The following is a 21,421-nucleotide window of genomic DNA, read 5'->3' on the forward strand; positions in this document are numbered from 1 at the left end:
AGCTATTATTCCAACAGATTGGAGTGAACACAGTGAAGCTTGATGAATTCTTTGTCACAGGTGACCCGATTATTTACGGTGCAGACGCTTCTATCGTTCTTGTGACATTAGCAATCATTTTCGTACTAACAAAGTATAAAAAATGGAAATGGCTTTGGGACGAATGGTTGACAACTGTTGACCATAAAAAAATCGGAGCCATGTATATTATTTCTGCGGTTATCATGTTATTCCGTGGTGGTATGGATGGTTTAATGATCCGTGCACAGTTAACATTCCCAGAAACAACTTATTTAAACGCTGAACACTATAACGGAATCTTTACAACGCATGGTACAGTAATGATTCTTTTCATGGCAATGCCATTCGTTATGGGATTAATGAACCTTGTAGTACCATTACAAATTGGTGCTCGTGACGTTGCATATCCGTTCTTAAATGCTTTAAGTTTCTGGTTATTCTTTGTCGGAGCAATGTTATTCAACATCGCTTTCGTAATCGGTGGTTCTCCAGACGCTGGGTGGACTTCTTACTTCCCAATGGCAGGTACAGAGTTTACTTCAGGCGTAGGAAATAACTACTACGCAATTGCATTACAGATTTCAGGTCTCGGTACGCTAATGACCGGTATTAACTTCCTTGTTACTATCTTAAAAATGCGTACACCTGGTATGACTTTAATGAGAATGCCAATGTTTACTTGGTCAATCTTAATTACAACAATTATCATTATTTTCGCTTTCCCAGTATTAACAGTTGCTCTTGCATTAATGACATTTGACCGTCTATTCGATGCTCACTTCTTTACGATGGCGAGCGGCGGTATGCCGATGTTATGGGCCAACCTGTTCTGGGTATGGGGTCACCCTGAAGTATATATCGTTATTTTACCGGCATTCGGTATTTTCTCTGAAATCATTAGTACATTCTCACGTAAGCGTCTATTCGGTTACAGTGCGATGGTATACTCAATGGTTGCAATTTCTTTACTAAGTTTCGTCGTATGGCTTCACCACTTCTTCACGATGGGTGCAGGTCCAGCGGTTAACTCATTCTTCTCGATTTCGACAATGGCGATTTCGATTCCAACCGGGGTTAAGATCTTTAACTGGTTGTTTACACTGTATAAAGGACGTATCCGTTTTACAGTTCCAATGCTTTGGTCATTGGCATTTATTCCAAACTTCGTAGTCGGTGGGGTTACAGGGGTTATGCTTGGAATGGCAGCAGCTGATTATCAATACCATAACAGCTACTTCCTAATCGCTCACTTCCACTACGTATTAATCGCAGGTACAGTATTCGCTATGCTTGCTGGATTCACATTCTGGTATCCAAAAATGACTGGTCATATGTTAAATGAACGCCTAGGTAAATGGACATTCTGGATCTTTATGAGCGGATTCAACATCTGTTTCTTCCCAATGTACTTCTTAGGTTTAGACGGTATGACTCGTCGTATGTACACTTACTCTGAAAGTCTTGGATGGGGATGGCTAAACCAAATCGCATCTGTTGGTGCGGTAATGATGGGTATTGGCTTCCTACTTCTTTGCTACAACGTAATTTGGAGTGCACGTCACGGTGAACGTGACACAACTGGAGATCCATGGGATGGCCGTACACTTGAATGGGCAACTCAATCTCCTGTACAACATTACAACTTCGCGAAACTTCCTGAAATCAAAGAAGCTGATGCTTTCTGGTACATGAAAAAACGCGGAGAAACAGTTACACCAGCAGCAGAAGATATCAAACCAATTCACATGCCAAGTAACTCTGGTGTGCCTATTATTGCGTCTTTATTCTTCGGTCTTGCAGGTTTCGCATTAGTATTTAGCTGGTTCTGGCTTGCAGCAATCGGCGGCGTTGGTATTTTAGCTTGCTTAATCTATCGTTCATTCGATTATGATGATGGCTACTACGTAAGTGTTGATGAAATTAAAGAAACAGAACATATAGCATGAGAGGTGAAATGACATGGCGGCTTTAGATAAAAGCTTACCTTTGGAATATCAATCCGAACAAAGCAGATTGAATATCCTAGGATTCTGGATTTTTCTTGGGGCTGAAATTATGCTGTTCGCAACACTTTTCGCCTCTTATCTAGTCCTTGCTGGTCGTACGGCAGATGGCCCAACTCCAGCGCAACTGTTTGAACTTAAAACGCTTTTAATTCAAACATTACTACTTTTAACAAGTAGTTTCACATGTGGTATCGTAATTCACGAAATGCGTAAGCACAACCAAAAAGCAATGCTTGGATGGTTCATCCTTACATTACTTTTAGGTGCAGGTTTCCTATTCTTTGAAATCGAAGAGTTCATTATGTACATCGGTGAAGGCGCAACAATTCAAACAAGTGCTTTCCTATCTGCATTCTTCGTTCTTCTTGGAACGCACGGAGCCCACGTAACAGGCGGTATCATTTGGGCAACTTGTGTTATTATCCAAATTTTAAAACGAGGTTTAACACCAGTTACAGCTCGTAAAGTATTCATTATCAGCTTATACTGGCATTTCCTTGATCTAGTTTGGGTCTTTATTTACACACTAGTTTACTTGAACGGGATGGTGGCGTAAATGGCTCAAAACAACAATCAAGCAAACGGGCATGCGCATAGCGGATTCCCTTGGTCACACGTTTTCGGATTTATTTTATCGCTTGCATTAACGTTTCTAGCGTTATACGTGGCACTTTACACAACATTGCCACTTTCAACAGTCTTAACAACTATTATCATAATGGCTGTTGCGCAAGCATTGTTACAATTAATTATGTTCATGCATTTAAAAGAAGGAGAAGGAAGAGTTCAAATTCTTACAATGATATACAGTTTCTTCGTTGCAACTGCAACAGTTGGTTTAACTGTATGGATCTTCTTCTCAATGTAATGTACATGAAAAAGACTGCTGAGATTCCTCAGCAGTCTTTTTTTATCCCCTCCCCTATTACATCCACATTACGGAATTAACAACAGAATCATGAAAAATATACTTATTATGACAAATGTTAAGAAAAATCTTTCTTTATGAAATCGAATCCATATGCGTTGCTTTTCTACCTATTATATGGCTAAATAGGTACTATATTTATTTGAAGGGAGAGAACGCAATGGAACATCATACTTCTGTTCTATCACTTATGGTTGTCGTTGCAATCGCGTTTTTCGTTCCCCTTTTGTTACAACGCTTTAAATTAAAAGCACTTCCTGTTGTCGTTGCAGAAATTATTGCAGGAATCTTTGTAGGTAAAAGTGGGTTTAATATTATTGAGCCAGATATATGGCTTCAAGTTTTATCAACATTAGGATTTATCTTCCTCATGTTCTTAAGCGGTTTAGAAATTGATTTTTCTATCTTTAAACAAAAAGGGAAAAAAAATACGACAAACGAGCCAAATACATTTCAAGTAGCAAGCATTATCTTCTTATTTATTTTCATCTTATCTTATGCCCTATCATTACTATTCGTATGGCTAGGATTTGTAGATAATGCAATGTTCATGACTTTAATTATTTCAACTATTTCTTTAGGTGTTGTTGTACCAACATTAAAAGAAAACAACCTAGGAAAAACTGCAATCGGACAAATCATTTTATTAGTTGCTGTTATTGCAGACTTAGTTACAATGATTTTACTCGCTGTTTTCGTCGGATTAAATTCCGAAAGCGGCCAAAGTATGTGGCTCCTACTTCTTCTATTCGGTGCTGGTATTGTCATTTACTTTATTGCAAAACGCTTTAAAAACATTCCATACTTAGATAGTTTAAAAGCTGGTAGTGTACAAATTGATACACGAGCTGTTTTTGCACTCATTTTAATATTAGTAGGGTTATCGGAATCTGTTGGAGCAGAAAATATTTTAGGTGCCTTCTTAGCAGGTGTACTTGTATCGTTATTATCACCAAATGAAGATATGGTTGAAAAACTTGATTCCATCGGCTATGGTTTCTTCATCCCTATTTTCTTCGTAATGGTTGGTGTAAATCTAGAGGTATGGTCTATTTTCAAAGAACCTTCTAGCATGCTAATGATCCCAATCTTAATTGTAGGACTCTTTATTTCAAAACTCTTACCATCACTCGTCTTACGAAAATGGTATCCACGTAATATAGTACTTGGAAGTGCAATTTTATTAACATCGACACTTTCTTTAGTTATTGCGGCTGCACAAATTGGTGAAAAACTGGGGATTATCAGTCCAAGTTTATCTGCCTCTCTTATTTTAAGCGCAGTTATTACTTGTATTTTTGCACCTATATTGTTTAAAAAAATGTTCCCAAAAGTAGAAACACCAAAACCAAAAGTAGCTATTATTGGCGCGAGCAGAATTACCCTTCCGTTATCACTAGATTTAAAACGAGAAGATTATGACGTAACGCTATATATGATGCGTCAAAACAAAATAAATGATGAAGAAGCGAAATCGCATGACTTCCCTATCGTAAAATTAGATGACATCACAATCGCATCATTAACTGAACAAACAGCATTTGATGCAGATCGCGTCGTTGTTGCAACCAGTGATGATGAACAAAACTTATTATTGGCAGAACATGCAAAAGAGCTAGGTGTTGAACATGTTATTGCAAGTGTAGAAGATCCACTTCTACAAGAAAAAGCAACGCAAGAACATATCGCTGTATTCTCAACAATTAACTCTACACGTATTTTATTACGTGCGCTTATTGATAAACCTAGTCTCGTTCGCTTAATTACAACAGCAAACGAAACAGTACGCGAAGTTGAACTGCGCAGCAATAAATATAACGGCGTTGCGCTTCGCCGCCTCCCATTTTTAGGTGATGTACTTGTCATTCAAATCTACCGCGGTAACAAAGCATTAATACCACATGGTGATACAAGACTACAACACGGTGACACATTACTTGTAACAGGTTCAAAAGAACATATCGATACACTAAAAAACATATTAGAGTAAAAAATGCCCCTCACATAATTGAGGGGCATTTTTTTAACTTCATATGGTAAAATGTTACTATCACATATTATGAGGATGGATTACATTATGTCTATTGTAACTTTAGCTCTCTTATTATTAGCGGAAGTACTCATCGCCATTATTCTCATCGGTGTTAGCATTGAAATTTGCAGCTATGGTTGGAAAAAATCAACTGGAGTTAAATACTCATGCCTTTTACTTTCACTCTTCCTCGGAACCGCTAGTATACTCGGCCTTCTAGCTGCACCTGCATACTTCTTTATACAACTTATAGAAAAAGGTTTATAAGAAAGGATGATAACATGATTACTGTGCAATATATTGATGCATCCGAGACACACTTATTACGCCAAGCGGTGTTGCGTCCAAATCAGTCCCTAGCAGACTGTAAATACTCTTCTGACTACGAAAAAGACACATTCCACTTAGGCGCCTTTATAAACGCTGAGTTGATTAGCATCGCTTCCTTCTCAAAAGAAATATATCCTGATTTACAAAATGGTATCCATTATAGACTACGAGGAATGGCAACATTACCTAACTTTCGGAACAAAAGAGCTGGAAGCTCCTTAATTCATAAGGCAGAACAAGTTTTAAAAGAACGAAAAGCAAACATCCTATGGTGTAATGGCCGAATTACTGTAACTGACTATTACAAGCGATTAGGCTTTCAGGAGCATGGTGAAATTTTTGAAATTGAACCAATTGGCCTTCATAAAGTTTTGTATAAAAAGATATAAGAAAGGCTTTCCTCAATATAGGAAAGCCTTTCTTATATTTCAATCTTCTCTTTTTATTTTTTTCATATATATGTATATAAACAAACTTGGAACTAAAAAACAAGCAAACATAATAAGTCCTGTCATACTAATTTCCTTTATCGAAATATCTGGTGTTACAACGATACAAATAGCTAAAATCCCAATAATAATACCCACCGGAATGAATAATAGCTTCATAAAATAACGACGCGACACTCCGCCCGTATGCTCATACACTTCCACTGAATTTTTCAGATTTAAAAAGTTAATAATTATTATCCCGCCCATAAATACCATTAATAAATCCGAAACATTTTCATATCCTGCCCCTTGCAAGACATAGCGGTAAAAGACGATAGCTAGTATGACGATATTTTGTAAGATGAAAGCTAATCTAATATGTTTTAACCCTTCAATCATTAAACGTTCATCTTTCACGATTTTCATCCTACCACTCCTTTTCCTCCCAAAACAAATCATTCAACGTTTTATCTACTGCATAACAAATTTTTAAACATAAATCTAAAGATGGATTGTATTTCCCCTTCTCAATTAAACTAATCGTTTGCCTTGTAACGCCTACTTTTTCTGCTAATTGTTGCTGTGTTAAATCTAACTGAACACGCGCGACTTTTATTTTACTTACAGCCATTCATGTTCCTCCTCTACCTCTATTGTAACATATATATTCCATTAAGTAATTTATATTTTACGAAATCAATTAAGTTTTCACCTTATCCCAATTGGTGCGGGCTAATACACAGTGAGGATATCCCCTACTGCCTATAGTTTCACTTTATTATACACAAAAAGGGAGCCTCCCATAAGAAGGCCCTCTCCTATATTTATATTATAAGAATAAATGACATCCAAATAAGAATGCAAATAAGTATAGTAATGGATGTACTTCCATCCCTTTACCCTTCACAATTTTCAAGACTGGATATACTAAAAATCCAATTGCGATTCCATTTGCAATACTAGATGTTAACGGAATACCTATAAAAATTAAAAATGCTGGTAACGCATCTTCAAATTCATTCCAATTAATATCTCGAATGCTTTGTGCCATTAAACTACCTACTATAATTAACGAAGGAGCTGTAATAGCGGCTACACTTGATAAAGAAGCAATAACAGGACTAAAAAATGCCGTTATAATTGTTAGACCAACAACTACAATCCCTGTTAATCCAGTTTTACCACCTGCAGCAATACCTGCTGACGATTCAATCGTCGCTGCTGTTGGGCTTGTTCCAAAGATAGAACCTGTAGTCCCGCCAATTGCATCTGCAATAAACGCTTTACCAAAACGCTTCTCTGTATTGTCTGTAATTAAACCTGCTTGTTTAATTAAACCAAGTAATGCACCTGTTGTATCGAATAAAAGTACAAGTAAAAATGAAAATACAACACCATATAATCCGTATTCAATTACATCTGAAAATGCATTGATTGGGTTTGAAACGATAATACCCTCTGGCAAATGAGGCATCGCCACAATTTTATCAGCAAACTTCAATTGCCCTGTAAAGAAGGCGATAACTCCTGTCACAATCATACTAATAAATAATGCACCACTCACACGTAATGTCATTAATACCGCCGCTAATATTAAACCAATTAAAGTTAAAATAACAGCTGGAGAATGAAAATCACCAATCGTAACTAAATTAGATGGATGATCCACGATAATTCCAGAAAGGCGCAATCCAATAAAAGCAATAAATAGTCCAATTCCACCTGCAATTGCATGCTTTAAACTATCAGGAATTGCTAAAATTAACTTTTGCCTAAACGAAGTAAAAGATAATAAAAGAAAAATAATCCCCGTCACAAATACAGCTGAAAAGGCAACTACATATGTAATCCCTTCTGCCTTCTGTACAACAGAATAAGCAAAATATGCATTCATTCCCATAGCTGGAGCAATAACAATCGGGTAATTCGCGAAAATGGCCATACCTACTGTTCCAACAACGGTTGCAATAATTGTTGCTGTAAACGCTTGGTCAAATGGTACACCTGCATCAGATAATATTTTTGGATTGATGACAAGAATATACGCAAATGTAAAAAAAGTTGTGATGCCAGCTAAAAACTCTTGCTTCACAGAAGTGTTATATTTTTGTAATTGAAACATGCTTATGTACCCTTCCTACACCTGAATTATTATCACACATTCTTTTTCTTACTAGTATGTGAGAAAATATAATACTTAATCTTAACAATCAATAAAAAGAAGAGTCAACATATTCCCTAATAGTTCGAATTTTAAGTTTAAGTCTGACAAGTACAGATGTAGTACAGTTCATTATGATTATTTTTGTAGCATAACAGATAGAAATGTTTTATAATTTGAAATAGTTAAATATTTAGTAAACGCATTCAAATATCGTTCACTCTACAAGGGGGAGTCTTCTTATGCAGCACACAAACAAATCTGGAACTTTAAATCGTGGTTTAAAAGAACGACATATTACTTTAATGTCACTGGGCTCAGCTATTGGCGTTGGGCTATTTTTAGGATCCGCTTCCGCGATTAAACTAGCCGGTCCTTCTATTTTACTAGGCTATATGATTGCCGGACTCGTTATTTTTTTCATTATGCGAGCTCTCGGGGAAATGGCAATTGAACAACCTGTTGCCGGTTCTTTTAGTAAATATGCATATGATTATATCAGCCCACTCGCTGGTTATATTACTGGTTGGAATTACTGGTTCTTATGGGTGGTTACTTGTATGGCTGAAATTACAGCAGCTGGCATTTACATGCAGTACTGGTTCCCAGATATCCCGCGCTGGACTTGGGCGTTACTTGCTCTATTGTTAATGAGCGCTTTTAACTTCTTATCGGTAAAAGTATTTGGAGAACTTGAGTTTTGGTTTGCTCTAATTAAAATTGTCACAATTATCTGTATGATAGTAGTCGGAGCTGGTATTATTTTATTCGGATTCGGAAACGGTGGTATCGCTACTGGTATTTCAAACCTTTGGTCACATGGTGGCTGGTTCCCAAATGGTTTTTCTGGGTTACTACTCTCCATGCAGATGGTACTATTCGCTTATTTAGGCGTTGAATTAATCGGTGTTACAGCTGGTGAAGCTCAAAATCCGAAGAAAACACTCGCAAAAGCAATTGATAACGTGTTTTGGAGAATATTACTGTTCTACGTAGGAGCTCTATTCGTTATGATGGCAATTTATCCATGGAACGAACTTGGTGAGAAAGGAAGCCCATTCGTATTAACATTCCAGCAAATTGGTATCGCAAAAGCAGCAGGTATTATTAATTTTGTCGTATTAACAGCAGCTCTTTCTTCTTGTAATGGCGGTTTATTTAGTACAGGCCGTATGCTATTTACATTAGCTCAGCAGAAAAAAGCTCCTGAAAGATTTGGTCGTTTAAATAAAAATGGCATTCCAAGCCAAGGAATTGTAGCAACTGCTATCGTTTTACTCATTGGTGTTATATTAAACTATCTCGTACCTGCAAAGGTATTTACATGGCTTACTAGCATTTCAACTTTCGGCGCAATTTGGACTTGGGGAATTATATTAGTCGCTCAAATTAAATTCCGTAAAAGCTTACCTACTCAAAATAAACAAAAGTTATCGTATAAAATGCCTTTATACCCATTAAGCTCATATTTCTCACTCGTTTTCCTTGTATTAGTACTAGGTATAATGGCGTATTCAGAAGATACACGAATTGCATTGATTGTCGGCCCAATTTGGCTTATCGGCTTAGCAATCGTATATTACATGAAAGGGTTTCATAAGATTGATGAAACACCTAACTCAAAAATTAGTTAAGCAAAAACCCCTTCCTTATTACTTGGAAGGTTTTTTTTATATCTATATAAATATTTCTCAACAAAATTCACGGTATTTTTACAATCTTTTAATATTTTTTATGTTTTCCGTCTTTATTTTTACAGAAAAATAAATTACATTATTAAAGCACATATATTTATTATTAGGGGGATTCTTCTATGAAGAATAAAAAATGGATTACATTTTCTTTAGCAACAGCAATTACACTAAGTATAGGGACCTCGTTCATACCGTCTACTTATGCCGAAAGCTCTGTAGACCCAGCTCCTGAAATTGCTGCAAAAGTTGTAAATCAAAACAATGGGAAGAAAGTATTATTCGATAATACACACGGTCAAACTGCTGGGACAGCTGACTGGGTTATTGACGGCGGCTTTTCTGACTTCGGAAACGGCATTGCAAAAAACGGTTATCACGTAAAAGAACTTCGTAAATCAACACCTATTACGTACGAAGACTTAAAAGGTTACAATGTATTTATCGTTCCAGAAGCTAATATTCCTTACAAAAAATCTGAGCAGGACGCTATGTTACAATATGTAAAAAATGGCGGTAGTATCTTCTTTATTGCCGATCATTACAATGCAGATCGTAATAAAAATCGCTGGGACTCTTCTGAAGTATTTAATGGATATAGACGCGGTGCTTGGGATAATCCAGCAAAAGGAATGTCTAATGAAGAAGCAAATTCACAAGCTATGCAAGGAGTAGAAAGCTCTGATTGGCTATCTGACAACTTCGGTATTCGCTTCCGCTACAATGCACTTGGTGATGTTTCAGCGAAAACAATTGTATCGCCTGAACAATCTTTCGGAATTACAAAAGGTGTTTCTTCTGTAGCAATGCATGCTGGTTCTACTCTAGCAATTACAAACCCAAAACTAGCAAAAGGACTTGTTTACCTTCCAGAAAATCCATCAAAATGGAATAACGCTGTTGATAGTGGCGTTTATAATGGCGGTGGTATTGCAGAAGGCCCATATGCTGCAATTGCAAAAGTAGGACTTGGAAAAGCTGCCTTTATTGGTGACTCTTCTCCTGTTGAAGATGCTACGCCAAAGTACGTTCGTGAAGATTCTGGCCAAACAAAGAAAACTTACGATGGTTATAAAGAAGAAAACGATGCGATTTTATTAGAAAACATCGTAAATTGGTTATCGAATAAAGAGACATTTACAAGTTTAGATCAAGTAAATGGTTTACAGCTTGATTCACCTACAGCTCTACAAACATTTGAACAGCCAAGCTTATCAACAGAACCACAACCTGAACCTTGGAGTGCACCAAATGCAGGTTATCAATGGTTTAATACAAATACTTTTAAACCAGGTTCATACGGTTATAACGGTGCGGTAACAACAAGCGACTACGTCGTTACACACCCTAGCATTCTACCAAACAATGAAATTTTCCAAATGAAGATTCAAGTAAACAACTTACTACCTAATACAACTTATAACAACTATTCTTTAGGTATATTCACTACTGGTGGAACACAAGTAGCAAAAATTCAAAATACAAACGGCACTTGGCCATCTGCTTTTGGATATAGTAGTGCCTTCTCTTTCACAACCAACAGCTTAGGCTCTGCTGAGAAAGTTGTAAATGTACAGATTGATTCAAATACAACTGGACAAGCAACTCTTCGCCTACGCCAAAATACAACAACGAAATATAATGAAACTGTAACGATTAATAAGAAATAATGAAAAAGGCAATCCATACATGGATTGCCTTCTTCTCACTTCTCTTCCTTCGAGAAAAACATTCTTGAAATAACGATACCTATACTACCGACGATTAGGAATAACACTGCCCTAATCATCATCGATACCTCTGGTAAGTCAAGTAGGAATAACTTCCCTACCGTTACTACTAATACGATTAATCCAGCATATAATATTTCATTCATCTGTCTATAACGGCCAAACCAAACTGCAAATAACGCATATATCATCCATAATAACGATACAGATACGCTAATTATACTTCCATCTGTAGAAAGAACTTCACCAATTCTAGTGATTGTAATAAATACAATGACCATTAACCAGTAGAGTGCTATAGAGTACACATACTTACCAAAACTCGCTAACACTTCTTTCGCCTGTCTCATGCAATAATAGAACGTTCCTATTAAAATAAGATGAGCAACAAAACCTGCCGAAATAAATTGATCAAACGGGCTAAAAATCGTCTGTATCATTCCAATTGCGTAAATCGTTGCACTAACATACAACTTTATCTGTTGTTTTCCTTTAATAGAAGTAACCATACCGAGGAAACCTTGTAACAATAGTACGATCGCTGCATTCACTAAACTATACTCGTATAAAATCGCTAAACTAAATGCTCCCATTGCGAAACCAAATAAGAGATTTGTAAATGTAGAATGTCTATTTTTCCTATATTCAAATACGAACATAGCGGCATGCACGAGTGCACTAATAATTAATCCCCATGTTGTAAAATCAGGTATTTTTGAAATAGCTAGTATAAAGAACACTGCATTCGCACTAAATATCGCCAAACGCGGTTCTGGTATAAAACTTCTCTCCGTAAACATATGCCAAAATAATAGTAAATGAATCAAACCATATACAATCGTTAACTGTATTTGCAAGTTCTCTAATAATATTGACATAACAGCAAAGAAGACAAAAAGAACAATGGCCGCAACAGCGTAAGAAATCATATATAAATATTTATAACGATTTTTCAATCCATACCATAATAAACTAAGTGTTAACACTGTCTCATATCCAAAGAAAATATAAGGATTAGGAGTCGTACTATTTAACAAGAATGGCACGAAGAACGCTCCTACCGCTACGAAGATAGTAAGGTATTCCGAGTTATATCTTTTCGCTAAATAAATCCCTAAAATAACCCATGCAATATTAAAGAGAAACGCGATACTTGCCGGAATAAATGCATACAAATAATGTGCCGCAAACGTCGTTAAAACAATCCCCGAAATACTTCCTCCAACCAATACTAATCCTAACGCCTGCCGCTCTCTTTTAATTTGAATATCTCCTATATAATACAAACCGATAGATAATGCGATACCAAACACAATTCGTATTGCTGGTGTTAATAAACCAGCATCTACCCCTGCTTTAAATAACCAGATCACTCCAAGCAACATAATACCGACAAATACACGCGGTAACCACGTTTGACAAAACTTAATAATATTAAATGGCTCTGGTTTAAAAGCAGATATATCTACTTGTTTTACCTCATATTCTTGCACAGGCTCTTTTATCGTAACTATTTCTTCTTTTGGCTTTTCCTCCATTACCGTTTCAATATATTCTTTCTTTTCCTTACTAACATGTTGCTGAGCGTTCTCTACTTCTATTTCCCTTTGCTTCACTTTTAATTCAGCAAGTGCTTCTTGAATTGTTTCAATTGCCGTTTCGAGTGCTTCTATTTTCTTATCCAAATCCTTCTTCATACGCTACCCCCTTATTCGTAACTCTCATTAAACCTATATATTACCAATTATCTTTATCATACTCTTAGTCTATTCATTTTCAATAGTATTTTTTCCAAAAAAAGAAAGATGCCTTCCCAAAATAGGAAAACACCTTTTTACTCATTTATTCTTATTTAGAACAATGCTAACGATGACACCAACACACACGCCTATAATAGCTGGAACTATCCACCCAACACCTTCTGTATAAAATGGAATGTATTTTAATACTGACGTCCACTGATTCATCATTACATTTTTATTTAAAATATCAATTGCACTAAATATTGCTACAAACCAAACAGTTACTGCATATACGTATGCATACTTCCCAATATACTTATGGAATAACCCTAGAATAATAAGCGTTAATGCAATTGGATAAATAAATCCAAGAATTGGTACTGATACTTTTAAAATTTGCGTTAATCCTAAATTAGCTAAGATCATACTAACAACGCTTACTATAAATGCCCACACTTTATAAGATACTTTCGGAAATGCACTCGCAAAAAATTGACTACAAGACGTAACAAGTCCAATTGAAACACATAAACAAGCGATAGTAAAAATAAGACCTAATAAAACGACTCCGCCCTGTCCAAATAATGTAATCATAACTTGTGCTAACACTTTCGCACCGTTATCAAATGTTCCTAATGAGCCACTAATTGCCCCCACATATCCAAGGATGACATAAATAATAGATAATAATAGTCCTGCTCCAATTCCAGCAATACTCATATATTTCGCTAAACCTTTATCATCTTCAATACCCTTTGCACGTAATGCATTTGCAATCACAATTCCAAAAATTAAAGCAGCTAACGCGTCCATTGTTAAATATCCATCTAAAAATCCTTGAAACATAGGAGCTTGTCCATAATTCCCCGCAGCCTCTTTCACGCCACCTACTGATGTAAACATACTTTTTATAAAAATAATGGCAATCATACATAATAATAATGGTGTTAAAACTTTCCCAAACAAACCCATTAACTTAGATGGTGATAAACTTAACCAATAAACAATACTAAAGAAAATAACTGTATAAAACAATAATACTCCGCTTCCTGCTTCAGGGAATAACTGACCTGGCCCCATTTCAAAGGCTAAACTTCCCGCACGTGGTATACCAAGCCCAGGTCCAATAAATACATACACGATACATGGAAAAATAATTGCAAATGAAGAATGAACTCTACCCGCTAACGTTTGAAAACTTCCTGCTTTTGCAATAGAGATAACACCTAATATAGGAAGACCTGTTGCTGATATAATAAATCCTACTAATGAAATCCACACATGTTCTCCTGCTTCATATCCAAGAAAAGGTGGGAATATAAGATTCCCTGCTCCAAAGAACATCGAAAATAACATAAGACTAATAAGTAAAATTTCTTTTTTCTGTAACAATTTCATTTCTTTCTCCTTCTTTAATTTTATCTCTTATGAAATCAATTCCACATATAAAAAAAGTACAATAACCTGCTTCCTTACAAAGAAAACATAGTCCATAGTCTATCACAAAAGAAACACCCCTTCTATAGCTATCCCCCTTTTCCAATTTCTTCTGAAAAATCAACCTTTATTGACTTATAATAGTTAATAAGGTAAAATATTAAATGTACAAAATTATTAACTTTGTTTTTGTTTGTGTCAGGAGGAAAATAAAATGGAATCAACGATACAACTAGAAAGAGAACAACAAAGAAAAAAGAAACATCCTCCAGGTTTATACTTACTCTTCTTTACAGAAATGTGGGAAAGATTTAGTTACTATGGATTACGAGGATTATTAACATTATATTTAACGACAGCTTTAGTAAGCGGTGGTCTTGGGTTTAGTCCCGCATGGGCACTCTCTATTTACGGATTTTACACTGGAGCCTGTTATTTCACACCAATGATTGGTGGATACTTAACAGATCGTTTTCTAGGTAGACGAAAAGCGATCACAATTGGTGGTATAACAATGGCAATCGGTAACCTTACACTATTTGCCTTGCAAAACCAATTAGGCCTATACCTCGGATTAGCGCTTATTATTATCGGTAACGGATTCTTCAAACCGAACATCTCTACACTGGTTGGAGAATTATACGAAGAGAACGATCCAAAACGTGATAGTGCATTTACCATTTTCTATATGGGTATTAACGTCGGGTCATTTTTAGCTCCACTCGTTTGCGGATTTTTATCAGAAAATTTATTCAAAACAACAGTTGATGGCGTTGTACATTACGGATTCCGTTACGGTTTCTTAGCCGCTTCAATCGGAATGATCATTGGACAAATTTTATTTACAACACTATCAAATCGCTTCCTTGGTAATATCGGTAAAAAACCAACTCGTGATTTACAAACAGCTGCTGGACAACCATCAGTAGGAGATACACCGTTAACAAAAAAAGAAAAACAACGTACCGCAGTTATCGTCATTTTAACATGCTTCGTTGTCTTCTTCTGGGCTGGCTTTGAACAAGCTGGTAGCTCATTAACATTATATACAAACAAATTTGTAGACCGCTCTGTGTTCGGATGGGAAGTTCCAACATCTTGGTTCCAATCGGTTAATCCATTATTTATTATTTTACTTGCTCCAGTCATTTCTGCATTATGGGCAAAACTTGCAACTCGCAAGCAAGGTGATTTAAAAATCCCAACTAAAATGGGACTTGGTATGATCTTGCTCGGTATCGGTTATATCATTCTCGTTATCGCTACATTAAAAACAGGTAGTGATGAACATAACATTACAGAAAAAGCAAACTTACTGTTTATCGTCTTTACGTATCTTTTCCATACGTTAGGTGAGCTATTCTTATCACCTGTCGGACTATCAATGGTTAGTGCGCTTGCTCCGGTAAAATTAGCATCTTTATTAATGGGTGTATGGCTAGCAAGTTCAGGTATCGCCAACATTTTAGGCGGACAACTTGCAAGCTTCACAACTTCACTTGGATACGCTGAAGTATTCACAGTTATTGGCGCTGTGGCAATTGTATTAGGCTGTGTTTTATTATTAATTTCTAAGAAATTAGTGAAATGGATGGATTAAAAAAGATGAGGAATTTCTCCTCATCTTTTTTTATACTGTTTTACCTTTTTCTATTGCTTGTTCGTACAGCTCTTTATGTTCTTTATATTCACTTGGTACGAAACTCTTATAGAAAAATGAGAACCAGCTATCTCCCTTTTTATACCCTTCTTCTCGAATTTCCGCTGCTTTTTTATTCGATTTAAATCCTTCAGTAAACCATTTCTTTAACAATTCATTTCGTTCATACTTAGCAGGAACTTTTAAATCATAGTTTTCAAATGCATACTTATAGCCAGCCTTTTCTACTGCCTTTTTTGTAGACTTATAGCCTTTTTCATACGCTTTTTCATATGCCTTCACGTATACTTCTTTCTCTCTATTTCCAGGATTCTTTTCAGCTAGTTCTTTCCCTGTCTTTTCCCCTAATTCAGCTTGCTCTTTTTCAATTTTTTCTGTTCTTTCTTTATTCCCTACTTTGAATCCTTCTGCAAAGTTTACCTTAAACTCTGGAGCAACTTGACTATCGTCCATTGTCTCTTGTGCTAAACCCTGTTCTTTTCCTTTTTCAAAATGCGTTTTCTTCTGCTCTTCTAAAGACCATGCGGCTGCATAAGTCGCTTTAAACGCTTGTTTATATGCATCAGATTTTCCAGCTACATGCACTTCTGCATCATTTTTTCCTGCTTTAAAATCAGTTTCTCCATTCTTTTGACCTTCAAGTTGACCTTTTTCCATATCAGCTTGGCGCTGCGCTTCCTCTTGCTTACGTGCCTCTTCAGCTTTTCTTTGTTCCTCGGCTACACGTTGTCTCTCTTCTTCAGCTTTACGCTGTGCTTCTGCAGCACGTTGTTTTTCAGCCTCAGTATTGCGCTGTGTTTCTGCTTGTCTCTCAGCTTCTACAGCACTATTATTATTCTGACTAGGAGCTGGGCTCGTTGCGCCACTACTAGAAGCTGGTTTATTGTGATAATGATATTCCCCGTACTGTAATCCCCACTTCTCACAATTTGTACGACACGTATGTCCGCCATTAGCATCTGTACGCCCTGGATGCGCATAAGCTGAAATTGGAGCTACCAATAACGCTATACTCGTTGTTAAAAGAAGTTTCTTCACCTGTTGTCTCACTCTTGTTCCTCCCAAAATATAGAATTCTAAATTTATTATACATAAATAGAAGAATAATTAAATACAAACCGAAATATTCTATTATTTCTCAACATTAGTAAAAAAGAAGGGGAACTCTTTAAAGAGTTCCCCTTCTTTTTTACTTCTTCGCCTTCGTTCCTACTAAATCACCAGCAACAACATAACGCTTAGAATTGTCCTTTACAGATACACATGTAATAAGCGTTATCTCATCTTTCCCATGATCCTCTACAACTTCCCACTTATCAGGAGTCACTTCAGATACACCAGTAACCGCATACTCATATTCATTTTCATTGTCATACAAATAAATTTTATCGCCTTTTTTCAAAGAAGCTATATCACTAAATAAAACACCTTTTTTAGACATATTATGTCCTGCTAATGCGTAATTTCCTTTTCCCATAACTTGATTCTCTTTTACTGTCGCTGCACCTGATAATAAGTTTTTTTCAGTAGAAGCTTTTAAAACAGGCAGTTCTACTGAAACACTTGGAATCGAAATACGACCAATTACTTGTTTCTTATCTAATGATGCATTCGCTACTTCCGCCAAGTCTGGTTGATTAATTTTGGAAGCATCTACAAATTCCGTCTCATGCTTTTCATAATCCATCTTTTGAACAGCCTGCACATTTTCAGTCTGTTTCTTTTCAGCCTGATATCCATCATAAAATGGCTTTCCAATTAACACGCCACCTACAACAAATAGCAGAATTGCTACTATACTATAAATTCTTTGCTTATTCATACACAGTTCCTTTCCCTTACAAAATCTTACTCTATATAAAATGATAAAATAATATCGCTATATGTACAAGTATTAGCTTAAAAAGAAACCTTCTTGCCGGTGCAAGAAGGTTTCTTTTTAAGCTAATTTATTTCTGTATAGTGATACGTGAAATACTGTCATTTGAATAAAGAAAATAGAAAATAGAATATATAATGGGTATCCAGGAAGATATTCATTAATAATAGGCGAAAAAGTTAAAAATCCAACTGCACAAGGTAACACAAACCATAACGATACAAATGTTGTTCGGCAAGCTTTATCCGTAATCGCTTTTTCACGTTCATCTTCTAGTGGAAATAATAATGGATACATCCAAAAAGATAAATTCTTATATTTTTTCTTTTGAATTCTATAAAAAATTGTAACTATAATTGCTCCAATAAATAATAAAATGAATGGTACTCCATTAAACCATACTTCAAACGGGAATTTCTCGTTTTTAATTATATCTGCTAACTCTGTAATAACACTATAAAATTCAACAAATGTCCAACATGCTAGTGCAGTATAGAGTACATTTATAATATAAGAAAAAACAATTCTATTCATCCTTTTCCCCCTCCTTATTTAAAACAAACACATCTTCCATCTTTAACTGAAACACATCACAAATCGTAAGTGCCAATAACAACGAAGGAACGTAATCCCCTTTTTCAATTGCTGCAATTGTTTGTCTCGTTACTCCAACCTTTTCTGCTAATACGCTTTGCGTAAAGTTAAAACGAGCTCTTAATTCTTTTACTCTGTTTAAAATGGTCAAATTTACCACCTCTCACCATTATTGTATGCTATTCTTAACAAAATGTAAACTCAACTTAACATTATTATTATAAAAAAATCCAACTCTACGTATTGTAAAGTTGGATTACTTGTTAGTTTAAAATTGTAACTTTAACTGTTCTTCTGCCCCAGCTACTTGATGAACCTTTATCTGGCATTAAAACATCAATTCTATGCCCTTTAATAGCCCCACCAGTATCGGCTGCAATTGCTACTCCATAACCTTCAACATTTACAGTCTTACCTAATGGAATAACATTTGGATCTACAGCAATTAATTTCATTCCTGGGTTTGCAGTTAGATTATAACCTTTACCACCTGGTCCCCATGCAGAAAATACTTGTTGACCTGGTGCATAACCATTTTCCCCTGGATCAGCTGTATAAGCTGTAGCTTCTACATAAATTTCTTTCCCACCAGCAGTTGGCTTAGAAGATGGTTCAGGTTGTGCAGGTTTTGCAGGTTCTACCTTCGAATTATTATTAGCAACTGGTTCAGCTGGTTTACTAGCTTTTTCCTGCTTTTGCTTTTCAACAATTTCTGCTTGTGCTTTCGCTAAAGCTTCTTGCTCTGCTTTTGCAGCCGCTTCTGCTTTTGCACGCTCTTCCGCTGCAATTCTTGCTGCTTCTTGCTCACGAGCAATCGTTTCTTGTACTGTCTTCATATTTGATTCAATTTTAGCTTTTTCTTCCGCTGCTAAATTAAGTTGACTTGTAACTTCATTATATTTAGCTTGAACTGTTTGTAAGTTATCTTGACGCTTTTTCAAGTTATCTTGCAGTTCAGCTTGCGCTTTTGCTAATTTTTGTTTGTCTACTACTAAAGATGCTTCTTTTTCGTCAATTGTTTTCTTATCTTCTTCAATTTGACGAAGATCTTGTTCTTGTAGACGTAAAATTTCTTTATCAGCTTCTAGAATAGTAGAAACTGCGTTCATACGTTGTAAGAAGTCTGCAAAGTTTTTTGACTCTACTACAACTTCTACTACTAAACTTGTATTTGAACTGTTTTGAACAGAAACCATACGTTTTCTCATAATATCTTTACGAGCAAGGACTTTATCCTCCAAAACGACAATTTCTTGCTTTTTTTGCTCAATCTGCTTATGTGTTTCATCGATTTTACGTTGAATAGCAGCTTGATCCTCTTTATTTTTTGCAATTGTATTATTTAAATTATGTAGTTCGTTTTCGATACCTTTAATTTCTTTACTAACAGCTTGCTTCTCTTGCTCTTTCTTTTGCATTTCTGCATCGTTTTGTTGCAATTGCTGTTGCATGTTGTTAAGTTTCTCGTCGTTTGACTCTGCTTTAACAGCGACTGTACTAGAAAGACCGATAATTCCTGCTAATACTAGACAGCTGATTCGCTTAAAATAGTTCATAATCCGACTCCCTTCTTATACAGTTATACATGATTTATTTTACAGTTTGTTTACAAAACGATTAAATACAGTTTATTTTTCGTGACAAAAAAAAGAGAATTGTGAATAAAATGTAATAGATTCTTAAATATTTAACAATTCCTATATTTAAAAAATACAAAAGATGCTAAAATCCAAATATAGAGAAAATATAACTTTCGAAGGCGGTTGAAATAAATACATGTTTACTCAAAAGAAATCACTCCAACATACAATTGCTCAATTAGAAGAGCGTATACAAGAATTAGAAGCAGAATTAAAACAAAAAGATATTGAAAAACAAGAGACTATTTCTACTATCCACAATCGTGTACAAAGCGTTGTCCACGAGCACCAACTTGTAAATAACCAACACAATACACTCCAAAATTTAGTTCAACAATTAAGTTCATGTTTCGAAAATGTTTCAACACGTACGACACATTCCAATGAGTTAAATAATGAAATGTTGCAAAAGGAACAAAGCTTAATTCAGTCTATTGCAGAAATTATTGACTGCTCTAATGAAGGAAAAGAATCCGTTCACCGCTTACTTATTGTAATTAATAAATTAGGTGAACAATCCCAACGCACGTCTAATAGTATGAATCATCTAAGCGAACGCTCAAAGGAAATCGAGCAAATTGTAGAAGTCATTCAAAACATTGCAGCACAAACAAATTTACTTGCTTTAAATGCGAGTATTGAAGCCGCACGTGCTGGAGAACACGGTAAAGGATTCGCTGTCGTTGCCAATGAAGTAAGAAAACTAGCAGAAAGTACAGCAGAAAGTACAAAAAACATAGGCAACTTAACGAAAAAAATTCAAGAAGAAATTGAAAAAGCATACGATAACACAAAAGATAATTTACATTTAGTCGATGAAGGTGTAGAAATGAGCGCCGATACAAATGCTAGAATTGAAAATATTTTAGTTATGATTCAAACGTTACAAAATGGTGCTACAAATGTTATTAAGGCTATTGAAAACCAAAAATCTTGTAATGATGACATATTACGAGAATTCGCTAACACACAACAAATGTTCCAAAAATTAAATACTACTATTATGAATCATATTCATGATGCTGAAAAAGTCGATGTTCAATTGTCTAAAAGTCTTCAAGGAACAGTAAATTCTTAATTAAAAATAAAAATCCCTTATACTGCTATAAGGGATTTTTATTTTATTTCGAATATTTATT

Annotated in this window: 19 protein-coding genes and 1 pseudogene; 10 read left to right on the forward strand and 10 right to left on the reverse strand. The window is 35.6% G+C overall.

Annotated elements, in window-relative coordinates:
- Window positions 1–32: 32 nt before the first annotated feature.
- The 6 genes from qoxB to ACQRBL_RS28035 all read left to right on the forward strand — a co-directional run bounded on the left by qoxB (window position 33) and on the right by ACQRBL_RS28035 (window position 5,706).
- On the forward strand, window positions 33–1,967 hold the full coding sequence (gene qoxB, locus ACQRBL_RS28010; protein ID WP_000762374.1) for a cytochrome aa3 quinol oxidase subunit I: 1,935 nt from the start codon (window positions 33–35) through the stop codon (window positions 1,965–1,967).
- A gap of 13 nt (window positions 1,968–1,980) precedes the next feature.
- Window positions 1,981–2,583: a cytochrome aa3 quinol oxidase subunit III gene (gene qoxC, locus ACQRBL_RS28015; protein ID WP_000729314.1), complete on the forward strand. Its 603-nt coding sequence runs from the start codon at window positions 1,981–1,983 to the stop codon at window positions 2,581–2,583.
- Window positions 2,584–2,895, forward strand: coding sequence for a cytochrome aa3 quinol oxidase subunit IV (gene qoxD, locus ACQRBL_RS28020; protein ID WP_000068425.1), 312 nt, complete (start codon window positions 2,584–2,586; stop codon window positions 2,893–2,895).
- A 220-nt stretch (window positions 2,896–3,115) separates the two neighbouring features.
- Window positions 3,116–4,945, forward strand: coding sequence for a monovalent cation:proton antiporter family protein (locus ACQRBL_RS28025; RefSeq protein WP_063546478.1), 1,830 nt, complete (start codon window positions 3,116–3,118; stop codon window positions 4,943–4,945).
- A 51-nt stretch (window positions 4,946–4,996) separates the two neighbouring features.
- Window positions 4,997–5,254 (forward strand): DUF4022 family protein, encoded by a 258-nt coding sequence (locus ACQRBL_RS28030; RefSeq protein WP_071732208.1) that lies wholly within the window; start codon window positions 4,997–4,999, stop codon window positions 5,252–5,254.
- A 14-nt stretch (window positions 5,255–5,268) separates the two neighbouring features.
- Window positions 5,269–5,706, forward strand: coding sequence for a GNAT family N-acetyltransferase (locus ACQRBL_RS28035; RefSeq protein WP_023521193.1), 438 nt, complete (start codon window positions 5,269–5,271; stop codon window positions 5,704–5,706).
- A 39-nt stretch (window positions 5,707–5,745) separates the two neighbouring features.
- On the opposite strand, the gene ACQRBL_RS28040 is transcribed toward ACQRBL_RS28035, so the two are convergent.
- The 3 genes from ACQRBL_RS28040 to ACQRBL_RS28050 form a co-directional block, all read right to left on the reverse strand.
- The gene (locus ACQRBL_RS28040; protein WP_063546476.1) at window positions 5,746–6,174 is read right to left on the reverse strand and encodes a hypothetical protein; all 429 of its coding nucleotides are present in this window, start codon (window positions 6,172–6,174) and stop codon (window positions 5,746–5,748) included.
- A gap of 1 nt (window position 6,175) precedes the next feature.
- Complete coding sequence (locus ACQRBL_RS28045; protein ID WP_000301183.1) at window positions 6,176–6,379, reverse strand: helix-turn-helix transcriptional regulator; 204 nt, start codon at window positions 6,377–6,379, stop codon at window positions 6,176–6,178.
- Window positions 6,380–6,577: 198 nt separating this feature from the next.
- Entirely contained in the window at window positions 6,578–7,870 is a 1,293-nt protein-coding gene (locus ACQRBL_RS28050) for an NCS2 family permease (RefSeq protein ID WP_023521191.1), read from the reverse strand.
- 281 nt (window positions 7,871–8,151) lie between these two features.
- On the opposite strand from ACQRBL_RS28050, the gene ACQRBL_RS28055 reads away from it, so the two are divergent.
- Complete coding sequence (locus ACQRBL_RS28055) at window positions 8,152–9,543, forward strand: amino acid permease (protein WP_001164901.1); 1,392 nt, start codon at window positions 8,152–8,154, stop codon at window positions 9,541–9,543.
- A 179-nt stretch (window positions 9,544–9,722) separates the two neighbouring features.
- Window positions 9,723–11,270 (forward strand): DNA-binding protein, encoded by a 1,548-nt coding sequence (locus tag ACQRBL_RS28060; protein WP_000791513.1) that lies wholly within the window; start codon window positions 9,723–9,725, stop codon window positions 11,268–11,270.
- Window positions 11,271–11,305: 35 nt separating this feature from the next.
- Here the strand turns inward: ACQRBL_RS28060 and ACQRBL_RS28065 are convergent, their stop codons facing one another.
- Window positions 11,306–13,027 carry a DUF2339 domain-containing protein gene (locus ACQRBL_RS28065; RefSeq protein ID WP_063546474.1) on the reverse strand — a complete coding sequence of 574 codons (1,722 nt, stop codon included), beginning with the start codon at window positions 13,025–13,027 and terminating at the stop codon, window positions 11,306–11,308.
- A gap of 141 nt (window positions 13,028–13,168) precedes the next feature.
- Window positions 13,169–14,470, reverse strand: coding sequence for a branched-chain amino acid transport system II carrier protein BrnQ1 (gene brnQ1, locus ACQRBL_RS28070; protein WP_023521188.1), 1,302 nt, complete (start codon window positions 14,468–14,470; stop codon window positions 13,169–13,171).
- A 253-nt stretch (window positions 14,471–14,723) separates the two neighbouring features.
- Between brnQ1 and ACQRBL_RS28075 the strand changes: the two genes are divergently transcribed.
- Window positions 14,724–16,109 carry a peptide MFS transporter gene (locus ACQRBL_RS28075; protein ID WP_023521187.1) on the forward strand — a complete coding sequence of 462 codons (1,386 nt, stop codon included), beginning with the start codon at window positions 14,724–14,726 and terminating at the stop codon, window positions 16,107–16,109.
- A gap of 30 nt (window positions 16,110–16,139) precedes the next feature.
- Here ACQRBL_RS28075 and ACQRBL_RS28080 read toward each other — a convergent pair whose 3' ends face one another.
- From ACQRBL_RS28080 to ACQRBL_RS28100, 5 genes are all read right to left on the reverse strand, one after another.
- Entirely contained in the window at window positions 16,140–17,219 is a 1,080-nt protein-coding gene (locus tag ACQRBL_RS28080) for a YHYH domain-containing protein (protein ID WP_023521186.1), read from the reverse strand.
- A 139-nt stretch (window positions 17,220–17,358) separates the two neighbouring features.
- Window positions 17,359–17,991, reverse strand: a complete 633-nt coding sequence (locus ACQRBL_RS28085) for a class A sortase (protein ID WP_001041724.1) — start codon at window positions 17,989–17,991, stop codon at window positions 17,359–17,361.
- A 117-nt stretch (window positions 17,992–18,108) separates the two neighbouring features.
- On the reverse strand, window positions 18,109–18,582 hold the full coding sequence (locus tag ACQRBL_RS28090) for a hypothetical protein (RefSeq protein ID WP_001080043.1): 474 nt from the start codon (window positions 18,580–18,582) through the stop codon (window positions 18,109–18,111).
- On the reverse strand, window positions 18,575–18,793 hold the full coding sequence (locus tag ACQRBL_RS28095; RefSeq protein ID WP_000154020.1) for a helix-turn-helix transcriptional regulator: 219 nt from the start codon (window positions 18,791–18,793) through the stop codon (window positions 18,575–18,577). The genes ACQRBL_RS28090 and ACQRBL_RS28095 overlap by 8 nt, the downstream gene beginning before the upstream one ends.
- Before the next feature lie 112 nt (window positions 18,794–18,905).
- Entirely contained in the window at window positions 18,906–20,198 is a 1,293-nt protein-coding gene (locus ACQRBL_RS28100) for a 3D domain-containing protein (protein WP_411996465.1), read from the reverse strand.
- A gap of 631 nt (window positions 20,199–20,829) precedes the next feature.
- Between ACQRBL_RS28100 and ACQRBL_RS28105 the strand changes: the two are divergent.
- Window positions 20,830–21,360 (forward strand): annotated as a pseudogene (locus ACQRBL_RS28105) (methyl-accepting chemotaxis protein); the annotation flags it as partial.
- Window positions 21,361–21,421 lie beyond the last annotated feature (61 nt).

The sequence above is a fragment of the Bacillus sp. AF62 genome (genome assembly GCF_050312695.1).
GTDB classification, from domain to species: domain Bacteria; phylum Bacillota; class Bacilli; order Bacillales; family Bacillaceae_G; genus Bacillus_A; species Bacillus_A cereus.